This window comes from uncultured Sphingomonas sp. (assembly GCF_946477935.1).
In the GTDB taxonomy this organism is placed as follows: domain Bacteria; phylum Pseudomonadota; class Alphaproteobacteria; order Sphingomonadales; family Sphingomonadaceae; genus Sphingomonas.
Genome location: NZ_CAMLAC010000081.1, coordinates 1 through 14,609 on the forward strand (window position 1 = coordinate 1; position 14,609 = coordinate 14,609).

The 14,609-nt window shown below is 67.8% G+C and carries 11 protein-coding genes; 1 reads left to right on the forward strand and 10 read right to left on the reverse strand.

The window, feature by feature from the left end; translation table 11 throughout:
• Positions 1 to 51 precede the first annotated feature (51 nt).
• Positions 52 to 3,471 (reverse strand): LamG-like jellyroll fold domain-containing protein, encoded by a 3,420-nt coding sequence (locus Q0U08_RS10345; protein WP_298091370.1) that lies wholly within the window; start codon positions 3,469 to 3,471, stop codon positions 52 to 54.
• A gap of 210 nt (positions 3,472 to 3,681) precedes the next feature.
• Between Q0U08_RS10345 and Q0U08_RS10350 the strand changes: the two genes are divergently transcribed.
• A complete protein-coding gene (locus Q0U08_RS10350; RefSeq protein ID WP_298091379.1) occupies positions 3,682 to 6,123 on the forward strand; it encodes an exo 1,3/1,4-beta-D-glucan glucohydrolase in 2,442 nt (813 codons plus the stop codon).
• A gap of 214 nt (positions 6,124 to 6,337) precedes the next feature.
• Here Q0U08_RS10350 and Q0U08_RS10355 read toward each other — a convergent pair whose 3' ends face one another.
• From Q0U08_RS10355 to rbfA, 9 genes are all read right to left on the reverse strand, one after another.
• The gene (locus tag Q0U08_RS10355; RefSeq protein ID WP_298091371.1) at positions 6,338 to 7,579 is read right to left on the reverse strand and encodes an adenosylmethionine--8-amino-7-oxononanoate transaminase; all 1,242 of its coding nucleotides are present in this window, start codon (positions 7,577 to 7,579) and stop codon (positions 6,338 to 6,340) included.
• The gene (gene bioD / locus Q0U08_RS10360) at positions 7,576 to 8,187 is read right to left on the reverse strand and encodes a dethiobiotin synthase (RefSeq protein ID WP_298091372.1); all 612 of its coding nucleotides are present in this window, start codon (positions 8,185 to 8,187) and stop codon (positions 7,576 to 7,578) included. Before bioD ends, Q0U08_RS10355 begins: the two co-directional genes overlap by 4 nt.
• Positions 8,184 to 9,293, reverse strand: a complete 1,110-nt coding sequence (locus Q0U08_RS10365) for an 8-amino-7-oxononanoate synthase (protein WP_298091373.1) — start codon at positions 9,291 to 9,293, stop codon at positions 8,184 to 8,186. Before Q0U08_RS10365 ends, bioD begins: the two co-directional genes overlap by 4 nt.
• 126 nt (positions 9,294 to 9,419) lie before the next feature.
• Entirely contained in the window at positions 9,420 to 11,783 is a 2,364-nt protein-coding gene (gene pnp, locus Q0U08_RS10370) for a polyribonucleotide nucleotidyltransferase (RefSeq protein ID WP_298091374.1), read from the reverse strand.
• A gap of 181 nt (positions 11,784 to 11,964) precedes the next feature.
• A complete protein-coding gene (gene rpsO / locus Q0U08_RS10375; protein WP_112381587.1) occupies positions 11,965 to 12,234 on the reverse strand; it encodes a 30S ribosomal protein S15 in 270 nt (89 codons plus the stop codon).
• A gap of 12 nt (positions 12,235 to 12,246) precedes the next feature.
• Positions 12,247 to 13,269: a tRNA pseudouridine(55) synthase TruB gene (gene truB, locus Q0U08_RS10380; protein WP_298091375.1), complete on the reverse strand. Its 1,023-nt coding sequence runs from the start codon at positions 13,267 to 13,269 to the stop codon at positions 12,247 to 12,249.
• Positions 13,270 to 13,295: 26 nt separating this feature from the next.
• On the reverse strand, positions 13,296 to 13,874 hold the full coding sequence (locus Q0U08_RS10385) for a thymidine kinase (protein WP_298091376.1): 579 nt from the start codon (positions 13,872 to 13,874) through the stop codon (positions 13,296 to 13,298).
• Between the two features lie 74 nt (positions 13,875 to 13,948).
• Positions 13,949 to 14,107: an AbrB/MazE/SpoVT family DNA-binding domain-containing protein gene (locus tag Q0U08_RS10390; RefSeq protein ID WP_298091377.1), complete on the reverse strand. Its 159-nt coding sequence runs from the start codon at positions 14,105 to 14,107 to the stop codon at positions 13,949 to 13,951.
• Positions 14,108 to 14,156: 49 nt separating this feature from the next.
• The gene (gene rbfA, locus Q0U08_RS10395) at positions 14,157 to 14,543 is read right to left on the reverse strand and encodes a 30S ribosome-binding factor RbfA (protein WP_298091378.1); all 387 of its coding nucleotides are present in this window, start codon (positions 14,541 to 14,543) and stop codon (positions 14,157 to 14,159) included.
• Positions 14,544 to 14,609 lie beyond the last annotated feature (66 nt).

Genomic DNA, 14,609 nt, shown 5'->3' on the forward strand with positions numbered 1-14,609 from the left:
CCCCCGGCCCCTCCCCTAAAGGGTAGGGGAGAAAAGCGGATGGCTTTGGCGTCACTGCCCCAGTTCCACCCGTGCCTTGGCGACGTTCCAGCCGCGCAGGGTGATGCCGGCGCGCTCGGCCTTTGCGGTGGGGTAGCGGACCTCGATCGTGCGGGTTTCGCCGGGCAGCAGCGAGACATAATTGTCGGTGAAGAAGGCGGGCAGCACCTGCTCGCCATTCTGGTTCATCACGGTCAGCTTCGCCTCGATCGCCGGGGTCGGCGTCTGGTTGGTCAGGGTCAACGCGGCGACCGTCTCGTCGCCCTCGGTGCGGGTGGCGACGCTGGTGTTGAGGCTGACCGGCGCCATGTCGTTCATCGCGCGGTAGCTGGCATCGTCCTTCGCTTGCCAATAGGTGTTGGTCGACAGCACCTGTCCGCCCGCATCGGTCGCCTCCAGCCGGACGATGGCGGGGCCGCGCTGGAGATGCTGCGCCAGGTCGAGCGTCAGTGCCGGGGTCGCCGCCTCGCCCCGCGCCTCCAGCTTGGCCTCCTGTTCGGCGAGCGTGCGGTTGTCGAGGCTGACGACGCGGGCGCGGACGACCACACCCTTCAGCGCGTCGCGGCCGTTATTGACCAGCACCACGCGGTAATCGGGCAGGTTCATCTGGACATGGACCGGCTCCGACGCCTTTTTGACGCCGTAGAAGGCGGCATGGGTGTCGTAGTCCGAGGAGAAGATCTGCCATGCGGAGGACGGCCAGGCGGGCTGCGTCATCCACAGCATGCGGCCCGAATTCTCGGTCCACAGGCCGGCGTTCATCCCCTCGAAGATCGCGCGGTAGGATTCATACTGGAGCATCTGCGCCTTGCGCTCGAAATCCTCCAGGCTGGTGCCGGGGCCGAAGCGGCGATCCAGTACGTCGGTGAAGGTCTTGACCGCGCCATTCCCGGTCTGATGCCAGTCATGATAGGCCCAGGTGTCGCTGATCGGCCAGCGATCGGGTTCCGGAATCGCGCGCCGCCACGCCTCCAGCGTGGGCAGCGAGGGGGTGCCGACCTCCACCGAGAAACCCTTGGCATGTTCGGTGAAATATTCGACCGGCGGGCGCCAGTTATACGGGCCGGAGTTCTGGAGGTTCACCCGGTTGGACGAGCCCATGTAGAGGCGGGTGCCGTCGGCCGTGTTGACCAGCTTTTCCAGCGCTTCGTTCAGGATCGGCTGGGGCACGCCCTCGTTGCGGCCGAACCAGACGACGATCGAGGGATGGTTGCGATAGCGGCGCACCACATCGGCCGCGTTCGCCAGGAACAGTTGCGGGTCCTGCGTCTCGATATTGTAATCCTGGGTCGACTCCCAGAAGTCGGACAGCACCATCAGGCCATATTCGTCGGCCAGGTCGAAGAAACTGTCCTCGGTATTCTGGCCGACCCAGTTGCGCACGATGTTGAGATGCGCGTCGCGGTGCAGGCGGAACATGGGTTCCAGATGCGCCCGGTCGATGCGCTTCATGAAATCGTCCATGCCGATATTGCCGCCGCGCGCGGCGATGCGCACGCCGTTGACCCGGATGACGAGATGCGGGGCGAGGCGCGGATCGTCCTGCACCGGCGTGACGGCGGGCGAACGCTCCGCGCCGGGGACGAGGCTGGCCGTCCAGCCGTTCGTGGTCTTGCGGATGCCGGTGTGGCTGCCATCGACGATCTGCTGGCCGAGCGCGCGGGCGCGGGTGAGATCGATGCCGACACGCTCCAGATCGCCCTCGGCATCCATCAGCGAGATGTCGTACGTCACCTGCCGCATGCCGAAGCGCGTCTTTTGCGTGTCGCTGGCGGTGCCGTTCACGATCGCGGTCAGCGTCAGGTCGTGGAGCGCGGGGTCGCCGTATCCGTTGGGCCACCACAGGCGCGGGTTCCTGACGGATAGCTGCTCGAACTCGCGCGGGGTCATCGACACGTTGACGGTCTGGCCGGCGCCGACCTGCACCTGCTTCTCGACCACCACATCGTCGAACACGGCGCGCACCGTGGCGGCGACCGGCTGGTCCGAGGCGTTGGTGACGGGGGTGATGATCTCCACCTCCGCCACCGAATTGTCGGGCTTGGGCAGGCTGGTGACGATCTGCGGATCGCCGATCGTGGCGGGGCCGGTGGCGGCGAGCGACACGCCCTGCCACAGCCCGGTATTGCGGTCGCGGATCGAGGGGATCCAGTCCCAGCCCTCGGTCGCGACGAAGGTGGGGCCGTCCAGCATCATCATGCCGCCATTCTCGCCGACGCCCGCGGTGAGCGACTCCTCATGGGCGATGCCGGGGTGCGGCGGGGGCGAGACGCGGACGGCGACCGCGTTGCGGCCTGCTTGCAGCGTCACGGGGAAGCGGCCGCGGATGAAGGCACCCTTCATGCTGCCCAGCCGCTGGCCGTTGACCCAGACCTCGGCCGCGTAGTTGACGCCCTTGAAGGTCAGCCACTGCTTCAGGCCGGCGGCCTCGGCCGGCACCTCGAACTCGGTGCGGTACCAGTAATCCTGGCGCGCGAGGCTTTCGGGGATGGCGAGGTTGTTGAGGCCGTAGGCGGGGTCGGGATAGACGCCGCGATCGACCAGCGTGGTCAGCACCGTGCCGGGGACGGTGGCGGCGTACCATTTGCCGGTGTCGTAGCCGGGGCGCGACAGGTCGGAGGCTTGCGCGGCGACCTTTGGCGCCTCGATCAGCCGCCAGCCGGCGACGTCCCACTGGTTGGGACCGGTGGCGACGAGGGCGGGACCCTTGGGCTCGGGCTTGGCCTTGCCCTCAGTGGGGATCGGTGCCTTGGACTGGGGAAGGGTCCAGGCGTCCTGCGGGGCCACCTGCCCGTACATCTGGCGGACCTGGACGGGCCAGTCCGGGCTGCCGGTCTGGAAGGCGATGCGCGCAGGATCGGGCGCGCGGCGGGCGAGCAGGCGGATCGCCACGCCGTCCAGCGTGCGCGGGTCGAGGCGGAAGTCGCCGACGCGGCCGACGAAATAGGGCGCGGTGCCGGCGACTGCGGGGCGCGGGGCGAAGGTCGCGGTGCCGGGCACGGCGGCGGCGGCCATGCGGCGCTGCGTCACCTGGCGGCCGTTGACGTAGAGGCGGGCGACCGAACCGTCATAGCTGGCGGCGATGTGCATCCACTTGTCGCGGTCGGGACTGGCGCCGCCGGTCAGCGTGCCGCCCTCGGTCACGAGCGCGGGGTCGCCGTCGACCAGCGCGAGGTAGCGGCGCGCGCCGGTGGCGGGGTCGCCGAAGCCGGCGATGAGCACGGTGCCCTTGTCCGGCACCTGACGCGGCTGAATCCATCCGGCCATCGTCCAGTTGGTCGACGCGATCGGCGCAGGCGCGATGGTGCGGGTATAGGCGGCGCCACCGGCGGGCAGATCGACATGGATCGGGCCGAGCGACTGACCGTTGGCAAGCGCGCTCCACGCCAGCGCTCCGCCCGAGACCAGTCCCGCAATCCAGCGCCTGCGCATCATCCACTCCATTCCTGATCGACCCGGCGGCTTATGCCCCATTTCGCGTGCAGATGAAGCACGCACGCAGCCAAAAGCCAAATTGAATTATGAATTGTTGACACGGGCCATGCCTGCCCGTCATCTGCCGGCCGCTGCCGCAACCCGAGACGGCACCAGGGAGAGTTCAGAATGCGCGCGAAGTTCAAGGCTTTGGTGGGCGTGGCCGGGATGACGGCCTGTGCGATCGGTGCGCCGATCGCGGCGCAGCAGGCGGCGGCGCCAAATGCCTCGGCCGTGGCCAACCCGGCCAACTGGCCGCAATTGCCGATGAAGCTGAAGCGCGATCCCAAGGTGGAGGCGCGCATCGAGGCGATGCTGGCCAAGATGTCTATCGAGGACAAGGTCGGCCAGTTGATCCAGGTCGATATCGCCAGCATCAAGCCGGCCGATCTGGAGACCTACAAGCTGGGCTCGATCCTGAACGGCGGCAATTCGGCACCGAACAACGACGAACTGGCGCCCGCGGCCGAATGGTTGAAGCTGTTCGATGCCTTTTACGACGCCTCGATGAAGCGCAGCGACGGCCGCCCGCAAATCCCGGTCATCTGGGGCACGGATGCGGTGCACGGCGCGAACAATATCGTCGGCGCGACGCTGTTCCCGCACAATATCGGCCTGGGCGCGATGCGGAACCCCGATCTGGTGCGCAAGATCGGCGCGGCGACCGCCGCCGAGACCGCGGCGACGGGCATCGACTGGAGCTTCGCGCCGACCGTGGCGGTGGTGCAGGACGATCGCTGGGGCCGCATCTATGAGAGCTATTCGGAGGAGCCCGAGGTCGTCGCCGCCTATGCCGGCGCGATGGTGGAAGGCATCCAGGGCACGATCGGCCGCGACTTCATGAAGCCGGGCCATGTCATCTCCTCGGTGAAGCATTTCCTGGGTGATGGCGGCACCGGCGGGCGCGACCAGGGCGACACGCGCGTGTCCGAGGCGGTGCTGCGCGACGTGCATGGTGCGGGCTACATGACCTCGCTGCCCGCCGGCGCGCTGACCGTGATGCCGAGCTTCTCGAGCTGGAACGGCGAGAAGATGACCGGCAACAAGAGCATGCTGACCGGCGTGCTGAAGGATCGCTGGGGCTTCCAGGGGTTCACCGTCGGCGACTGGAACGCGCATGGCCAGGTGCCCGGCTGCACCAACGAGGATTGCGCCCCGGCGATCAATGCGGGCCTGGACATGTTCATGTATTCGGGGCCTGGCTGGAAGCAGCTTTACGCCAACACGCTGCGCGAGGCGAAGGACGGCACGATTTCGCGCGCGCGACTGGACGATGCGGTGCGCCGCATCCTGCGCGTGAAGCTGATCGCCGGATCGTTCGAGGCGGGCCGTCCGTCGTCGCGGCCGCTGTCGGGCAAGTTCAACCTGCTCGGCGCGCCCGAACACCGCGCGATCGCGCGGCAGGCGGTGCGCGAATCGCTGGTGCTGCTGAAGAACAATGGCGGCGTCCTGCCGCTGAAGCCCAGCGCCAACATCCTGGTCGCCGGTGCGGCCGCCGATGACATCGGCCAGGCCTCTGGCGGCTGGTCGATCACCTGGCAGGGCACCGACGTCACCAACAAGGACTTCCCCAACGGCCAGTCGATCTGGTCGGGGATCGACCAGGCGGTGCGCGCCGCCGGCGGCAAGGCGACGCTGTCGCGTGACGGCAGCTTCACCGCCAAGCCCGATGTCGCGGTCGTGGTGTTCGGCGAGAAGCCCTATGCCGAGTTCGCGGGCGACCGGGCGACGCTGGAATACAGCCCCGAGGACAAGTCGGATCTGGCGCTGCTGAAGAAGCTGAAGGCGGCGGGCGTGCCCGTGGTCGCGGTGTTCTTGTCTGGCCGGCCGATGTGGGTGAACCCGGAGCTGAACGCGGCCGACGCCTTTGTCGCGGCGTTCCTGCCGGGCACGGAGGGCGGCGGCGTCGCCGACGTGCTGGTGGCGGGCAAGGACGGCCGGCCGGCGCACGACTTCAAGGGCAAGCTGTCCTTCTCCTGGCCCAAGCGCATCGACCAATATGTGCTGAACCGGCGCGACGCCAATTACGACCCGCTGTTCCCGTTCGGCTACGGCCTGACCTATGCGGCGCGCTCCACCGTGCCGGTGCTGGACGAGACCAAGCCGGACGTGGCGGCGGGTGACGCCAGCCAGTTCTTCGGACGCGGGCGTGCGGCGCCCGGCGTGATGCTGGAGACCGGCGGTGCGCTGACCAGCGCGCGCGTCGATCGGCGGGCGCAGGAGGACTCGCTGCGCTTCGTGTTCAAGGGCGGTGGCGATGGCCGGGTGGCGCTGGCCGCGGGCACGCCGCGCGACCTGAGCCGCGAGGCCAACGGGCAGTTGAGCCTGGTGGTCGATTACCGCGTGACCGCCAAGCCGCAGGGCCCGGTGATGCTGGCGATGGAAAATAACGGCAAGTCGGCGGCGGTGCCGATCACCGCGGCGCTGAACGGTGCGGGCAGCGACTGGACGACGCTGGCGGTGCCGCTTTCGTGCTTTGCGTCGAAGGGCGTCGACATGGGCAAGGTCGCGCGGCCGTTCGTGCTGACAAGCGGTTCGGCGCTGGGGATCGACATCTCCGACGTGCGGCTGGCGATGGCGCAGGGGCCGATGGCCTGTCCGTCGAAGTGAGGTGAGGGTGGCCCCCTTTCCGGTTGGGGAGGGGGGGCATTCATGATGAGGTGCCATCTGCTGCGATCCTCCGTTCGCCCGGAGCGAAGTCGAAGGGCAGGCGTGGTGGCTGTGCTTCGACTTCAGCGAGAAGCGCTGAAGTTCATCCTGAGCGGCTGGCTTGCCAGCCAGTCGAAGGGCTCAGCACGAACGGAGCGGGGTAAGCTTTGACGCCCTATCCGATCACATCCAGCGCCTCGCCGATGGCGTGCCAGACGCGGGCGAGGTCGTCCGCCTCGATGCTGTAGGGCGGCATGACATACAGCGTATTGCCGAGCGGGCGGACGAGCAGGTCGCGGTCGCGGAAATGCGCGAGCAGGCGCGGGGCCAGATCCGATAGGTAACCTTCGTCGTGGCCGACCTCCAGGGCCGCGATCGTGCCGAGCTGGCGGGGGTTTGCTGCTCGTGGATGCTGCGCAGCATCGGCGAGGTGGCCGGCCTGGCGCGTCGCCAGCGTCGCGATGCGATCGGCGACCGGCTCCTCGCGCCAGATGGCGAAATTGGCGCGGGCGGCGGCGCAGGCGATCGGGTTGGCGGTGTAGCTGGACGAGTGGAAGAATTGCCGCGACCGGTCGGTCGAGCGATGCGCCTCGAAGATCGGCTCGCTCGCCAGCGTAACGGCGAGCGGTACGGCGCCGCCGGTCAGTCCCTTGGACAGACACAATATGTCGGGCACCACGCCCGCCTGTTCGCAGGCGAACAGCGTGCCGGTGCGGCCCCAACCGGTCATCACCTCGTCGGCGATGAACAGCACGCCGTGGCGGGCGCAGATCGCGCGCATCTCGGCCAGCACGGCAGGCGGGTAGATCAGCATGCCGCCGGCACCCAGCACCAGCGGCTCGACGATGAAGGCCGCGGCGCCCTCCTTCGCCTGTGCCTGCAGCGCGTCCAGCGTGGCCTGCGGGTCGGTGGGGAAGGGGATGGTGCCGACATCGAACAGCAGCGGGGCATAGGGGCGGTTGAACACGCCCCGTGCGCCGACCGACATCGCGCCGATCGTGTCGCCATGATAGCTGTGCTGCATCACCAGAATGCGCTCTCGGGGCTCGCCCCGGTTGGCCCAGAAGCCGAGCGCCATCTTCAGCGCGACCTCCACCGCGGTGGAGCCTGAATCGGAGAAGAAGACGCGGGTGAGTTCGGGCGGCGTCAGGCGGATCAGTTCGGCGGCGACCGCCTCGGCCGGTTCGTGCGTCCAGCCGGCGAAGATGATCTGGTCGAGCTTTGCGGCCTGGTCAGCGATGGCGGCGGCGATGCGGGGGTGGCCATGGCCATGCGTCGTCACCCACCAGGACGAGATGGCATCGACGATGCGTCGTCCGTCCGCGGTGTGGAGGATCGCGCCCTCGCCGTGGGTGACCAGCGGGATCGGCTCGTTCAGGCCATGCTGGGTGAAGGGGTGCCAGACGGGTGAGGTCATGCGGTGAGGCCCGGAAAGCTGCGCGCGAAGGCGGCGGCGAGAGTGGCGGGGATGAGCGGGTCGAGGCGGGGCAGCCGGCCGAGGCGGGGGACGTTGCCGATGGCGGCGATCGTCGCCTCGCTGTCCTCGACCGGATCGCCGACAAAGGCGATGCCGTGGATGGGCACGCCGCGCGCCCGCAGCGCCTCGATCGAGAGCAGGCTGTGGTTGATCGTGCCGAGCCCGGTGCGGGCGACGAGGATGACGGGGATCTGCCACGCAGCGAACAGGTCCGCGAACAGATGCTGTCGGGTGACGGGGACGAGGACGCCGCCGGCCCCTTCGATCACCAGCGGGCCACTTACAGGGGGAGGTGTCAGGCGGTCGACGTCGATCGTGACGCCGTCCAGTTCGGCCGCACGGTGTGGGGAGCAGGGGGTGGTCAGCCGCCACGCGGACGGGTGGATGCTCGCACCGGGTGCGAGCGTGGCGACGGTGTCGGCATCCGCGCCGTCGTCCAGACCCGCCTGGATCGGCTTCCAATAGGTCGCGCCGAGCGCGCCCGTCAGGCCGGCGGCGAAGATGGTCTTGCCGATTTCTGTATCGGTGCCGGTGACGACGAACTTCATGCGAGAACCTGGGGCAAAAGGGCGGCGAGGGCGGCGAGATCTTCGTCGCGCACGTTCAGGGTGATCGACAGGCGCAGGCGCGCGGTGCCGGGGGGAACGGTGGGCGGGCGGATGCCGCGTATGTCGAAGCCTTCGGCCTGAAGGGCAGCGGCGATGCGCATGGTGCGGCCGTCTTCGCCCAGGATCAGCGGCATGATCGGGGTGCCGGTGGCGGTGGCGCCGTGGGGCGCGAACAGCGCGCCCGCCGCATTGATGCGGGTGTGGAGCGCGGCGCGGCGTTCGGGCTCGTCGGCCAGAATGCGCAACGCCTCGCGCACCGCGCTCGCCATCAGGGGCGAGGGGGCGGTGGAGAAGATGAAGCCGCGCCCGCGATTGACCAGGAAATCGCGCATCACCGCCGGGCCAGCGACCAGCGCGCCCTCGCATCCCAGCGCCTTGCCGCAGGTGTGCAGCGTGATGGTGCGCGGCGAGGGGGTGGCGAGGCCCTGGCCACGGGTGCCGAAGACGCCGGTGGCGTGCGCTTCGTCGACCAGCAGCATCGCATCGTGACGTTCGGCGATCGCGACAAGGTCGGCGAGCGGGGCGGTGTCGCCGTCCATGCTGTAGAGGCTTTCCACTGCGATCCACGGTGTGCCCATGTTGCCGGCGGCGCGCCAGTCGCGGATCGCGGCATCGACCGCGGCGGCGTCGTTGTGGGGCACCTCGATCGCGGGTGCGCGGGACAGGCGCAGCCCTTCGCGGGCGCTGGCGTGGATCAGTGCGTCATGGACGATCACGTCGCCGGGCTGCGGCAGGGTGGCGAGCAGCGCGACGTTGGCGGCGTACCCGCTGGAAAAGAACAGGCAGGCCTCCGCACCGAAAAAGGCGGCGGCCTCTGCTTCCAAGGCTTCATGTTCGGGATGGTTGCCGTGGAGCAGGCGCGATCCGCCGGAGCCGACGGGAACGCCGCGTGCGATGGCATCGCCGACCGCAGCGGCAAGGCGCGGGCTGGCGGCGAGGCCCAGATAGTCGTTGGAGGCGAGATCGACCGCGAGGCGCGGTTGCAACGTGCGCAGCCGGTCGCGCGCGGCCAGCGCGGCGAGGTCCTGCTGATGGAAGTCGAGCATGGGGGTGCTGTAAGCCGATGCGGACGGGATCGGAAGGGGCACCCACACACACGAAAAAAGGCCCGGCGAACCGGGCCTTTTTCCTTTGCGGTGTCGAGGCGCGTCCCGGCTGGGACGCGCGCTCGGTCAGTCGCGGTCGCCGGTCAGGAAGGCGGGGGCGAATTCGGGCGCGGGGCCGTCGTCGCGGCCGCCGCCGTTTCCACCGTTGCCGCCTTCGCGACGCGGGCCGCGGTCGCCGCGGTCACGGCGCGGGCCGCCACGGCCGCCTTCGCGTCCACCCTCACGATCGCCACCTTCGCGGCGCGGGCCACGGCCGCCTTCACGGTCGCCACGCGGGCCACGATCGCCACCCTCGCGCGGGGCGCGGGCGGGACGCGTGTCCTCCAGCTCGGCACCGGTCTCCTGATCGACGACGCGCATCGACAGGCGAACCTTGCCGCGCGGATCGATCTCGAGAACCTTCACCTTGACCTGCTGGCCTTCGGACAGGACGTCCGACACCTTTTCGACGCGCTCGTTCTTGATCTCGGAGACGTGGACGAGACCGTCCTTGCCGCCCATGAAGTTCACGAACGCACCGAAATCGACCAGGTTGACGACCTTGCCGTCATAGATCTTGCCGACCTCGGCCTCTTCGACCAGGCCCTTGATCCAGGCGATCGCCGCCTCGATCTGCGCCGGATCGGACGAGGAGACCTTGATCACGCCCTCGTCGTCGATGTCGACCTTGGCGCCGGTCGTCGCAACGATCTCGCGGATCACCTTGCCGCCGGTGCCGATGACTTCGCGGATCTTCGACTTGTCGATCGAGAAGGTCTCGATGCGCGGGGCGTGTGCCGACAGTTCCGAGCGGGTTTCGCCCAGCGCCTTGGCCATCTCGCCCAGGATGTGCGCGCGGCCTTCCTTGGCCTGTTCCAGCGCGACCTTCATGATCTCCTCGGTGATGCCCGAGATCTTGATGTCCATCTGGAGCGCGGTGATGCCCTCCGACGTGCCGGCGACCTTGAAGTCCATGTCGCCCAGGTGATCCTCGTCACCCAGGATGTCGGACAGGACGGCGAAGTTCTTGCCCTCCAGGATCAGGCCCATCGCGATGCCCGAGACCGGGCGCTTCAGCGGCACGCCGGCATCCATCATCGACAGCGAGCCGCCGCAGACGGTGGCCATCGAGGACGAACCGTTCGACTCGGTGATGTCCGAGGTGACGCGGATCGTGTAGGGGAACTCCTCCTTCGAGGGCAGCACCGGGTGCAGCGCGCGCCATGCCAGCTTGCCATGGCCGATCTCCCGGCGCCCGGGCGCGCCGAAGCGGCCCACTTCGCCGACCGAATAGGGCGGGAAGTTATAGTGCAGCATGAAGTTCTGATACGACAGGCCGTTCAGACCGTCGATCATCTGCTCGGCATCCTTGGTGCCCAGCGTGGTGGTCGCGATGGTCTGGGTCTCGCCGCGGGTGAACAGCGCCGAGCCGTGCGCGCGCGGCAGGAAATGCACTTCCGATTCGATCGGACGCACGGTCTTCGTGTCGCGGCCGTCGATGCGGCGGCCGCTCTTCAGGATCGCGGAACGCACGATATCGGCCTCGAGCTTCTTCACGAGCTTGAGCGTGCCGAGATACTGGGCGGGATCGCTTTCCTTCAGGTCGGCGAACGCGTCGCGCGCCTTGGCGCGGGCCTCGTTCAGCGCGGTCTGGCGGGCCTGCTTGTCGGTCAGCTTGTAGGCCGCCTCGACGTCCTTGCCGATCGCCTTCTTCAGCTTGGCCATCGTGTCCGACTTGTCGGCGACGGGGGCCAGCTCCCACGGATCCTTTGCCGACTGCTCGGCCAGGTCGATGATCGCGTTGATGATCTGCTGCGACGCCTTGTGCGCGAACATCACCGCGCCCAGCATCACCTCTTCCGACAGCTCCTTGGCTTCGGACTCGACCATCATCACCGCGTCGTGCGTGGCGGCGACGACCAGGTCCAGCTCGCCCGCGATCGCCTCGGCGTCGGTCGGGTTGAGCTGGTACTCGCCATTCTGATAGCCGACGCGCGCGCAGCCGATCGGGCCCATGAAGGGCACGCCCGAGATGGTGAGCGCGGCCGATGCGGCGATCATCGCCAGGATATCGGGCTCATTCTCGCCGTCATACGACAGCACCTGCGCGATGCAGTTGATCTCGTTGTAGAAACCTTCGGGGAAGAGCGGGCGGATCGGGCGATCGATCAGGCGGCTGACCAGCGTCTCACGCTCGGTCGCGCCACGCTCGCGCTTGAAGAAGCCGCCGGGGATGCGACCCGCGGAGGAGAACTTCTCCTGATAGTGAACGGTGAGCGGGAAGAAATCCTGCCCTTCCTTGACGGTCTTGGCGGCGGTGACGGCGCACAGCACCACGGTTTCGCCCAGCGTCGCGATCACGGCGCCGTCGGCCTGGCGGGCGACCTTGCCCGTTTCGAGGGTCAGCGTTTTGCCGCCCCACTCGATTGCCACCTTCTTGGTATCGAACATCGTATTTCCTTACTCCGGCGGGCCTATCCCGGCCGGGGCCTATGAGGGAGCCAGTAGTGGCTCTGGCGCGGGGCCGAATTGCCCCGCTTGCCTGGTGGTCCGGACTTCGCAGCGCCGGACGATGCTGGTTAGAATAGCCGTGTTTCGGGCTTAAGAAAATGGCGCCCGAAGGCGCCATTTTTTACTTGCGAAGGCCGAGCTTCGCGATGAGGGCCAGATACCGCTCGCCATCCTTGTGGCGGAGATAGTCCAGCAGGCTGCGACGCTTGTTGACCAGCATCAGCAGGCCGCGGCGCGAATGGTTGTCCTTCGCATGGCCCTTGAAGTGCTCGGTCAGGTTCTTGATCCGCTCGGTCAGGATTGCGACCTGAACCTCGGGCGAACCGGTGTCGCCTTCGGCGCGGGCGTGGTCCTTGATGAGTTCCTGACGGCGCTCGGCAGTGATCGACATCGTTGATCCTTTCTAATCGAGGTTGAAGCCACGCAAGACCCGGACATCGCCGTTCGCGATCTCGACCAATGCCACGGGCACCCGATCAAGCGTTGCGAGCGTCATGCCGTCCTGCATGGCGATCCCGGCCAAAACACGCCCCTGACGGAGCGCCCCTGCCTGGTCGGGGGTGAGTGCAAGAGCCGGGATGTCGTCCAGCCCTGCGCCCAATGGCAGGAGTATCTGTTCAAGAGTGCGCGCCTGCCCCAATTCGTTCAACTTGTCCAGCGTAATCGCGCTGGCCAGCGTGAAGGGCCCGGCCCTGGTCCGGCGCAGCATGGTGACATGGCCGACGGTGCCCAACGCCAGCGCGATGTCGCGCGCCAGGCTGCGGATATAGGTGCCTTTCGACACATGGGCGGTGAGGGTGATCTCCTGCAATTCCTCGTTGGGCTGGCCTGGCGGGGTTTCAGGGCCTTTGTCTTGTGCCTCGATCCGTTCGTGCTGAGCGTCGTTGAAGCCCATGCCCTGCCCATGCCCTTCGACTTCGCTCAGGGCGAACGGATGGTGTGGACCGGCGTTTGTTTTCGGCACGTGGAGTCGGTGCACCGTCACGCTGCGCGTCGCCAGCACCACCTCCTCGCCGGCGCGGGCGAGGTCGTAGGCGCGCTGGCCATCGACCTTCAGCGCGGAATAGGCGGGCGGGACCTGCTCGATTGGGCCGGTGAAGCGCGGCAGTACCGCCTCCAGCGCGGCGCGGGTCGGGCGTATGTCGCTCGTCGCGATCACCGCGCCCTCGACGTCGAGCGTCGCGGTCTGTGTGCCGAAGCGGATGGTGAAATCATACACCTTGTCGCTGTCGAGCAGCCGGCCGGCGAGTTTCGTCGCCTCGCCGATCGCGATCGGCAGCACGCCCGTCGCCAGCGGATCGAGCGTGCCGCCATGCCCGACCTTCCACTTGCCGTACCCGCCCTGGCGCAGCACGCGCTTGACCGCGCTCACCCCCTGGGTCGAGCCCATCTCCAGCGGCTTGTCGAGAATAATCCATCCATGCATGGCGCGGGGGCCTAGCGGGGTGGGGCTCAGTGCGCCAGCGCCTCGCAGAAATGCCGGCGGCACAGCGCGACATAGCGTTCATTGCCGCCGATCTCGGTCTGACGCCCCTCCGCGATCGCCTTGCCGTTTTCGTCCACGCGCAGGTTCATCGTCGCCTTGCGGCCGCACATGCAGACCGATTTTATCTCGATCAGCGCATCGGCAAGCGCGAGCAGGCGTGCCGAGCCCTCGAACAGCGCGGCGCGGAAATCGGTGCGCAGGCCGTAGGCAAGAACGGGGATGTTGTGCACGTCCGCCAGCCGGGCGAGCTGATCGACCTGTGCGGCGGTGAGGAACTGTGCCTCGTCCACGAACACGCAGGCGATCGCGCCCTCGGCATGGCGATCGAGCACGCAATGTTCGATGTCGGTGGTGGCGTGGAATGGCGTGGCGGCCTGCGACAGACCTATGCGCGAAGTGATCGTGCCATAGGCGAACCGGTCATCGATCGCGGCGGTGAACAGCATCGTGCGCATGCCGCGCTCGCGATAGTTGAAATCGGCCTGGAGCAGATTGGTCGATTTGCCGGCGTTCATCGAGGCGTAGTAGAAATAGAGCTTGGCCATCAGGCGAGGCGATACCGCAGGTCGCGCGCTTCGCGTAGAGGCAGATTGGCACCGTCACCCCATGTCGCCAGGCTTCAGCCCTGATTACCGGGCGTGCTGTCCATCGGAGGCGGCGGGCAGGGTTCGATGAGGATGCCATCCTCCATCGCCCTTATGCGGAGCGGCTGACCCGGTTGCCAGCCCAGTCGTGCCAGCGTCTCGGGCGGCAGCGTGACGATACCGTCATCATCCATGGTAACATATCTGCCCATGGACGTACGATGATCTCACGCTTCCGGACCGTCAGTCCTCGCTCAGATCCCGCGCCACATCGGGCGAGCGGAGGATGGCGTCGATATGGCTGCCTTCGTCGAAGCTTTCGTCCGCCAGGAACTTCAGTTTGGCGGCGTATTTCATCTTCACGCGGGTGGCGACCTCGCGCTGCAGATAGGCGGTGTTGGTGCGCAGCGCCTTCAATACCGCTTCCTCGTCCTTGCCGAGCAGGGGTTTCACGAAGACGGTGGCGTGGCGCAGGTCGGGGGACATGCGGACCTCGGTCACGCTGACCATGTGCTTGGCGAGCGTGTCGTCATGCACGTCGCCGCGCTGGAGCACTTCCGACAGCACATGGCGCACCTGTTCGCCGACGCGCAGTGTGCGGACCGATTTTTCCTGGGGATCTTTGTTCATGGCTTTTGTCCGTTACCTGCCTCTCCGCGCGCGGAGAGGCAGGTAACCGGTTGTTACAGCGTACGA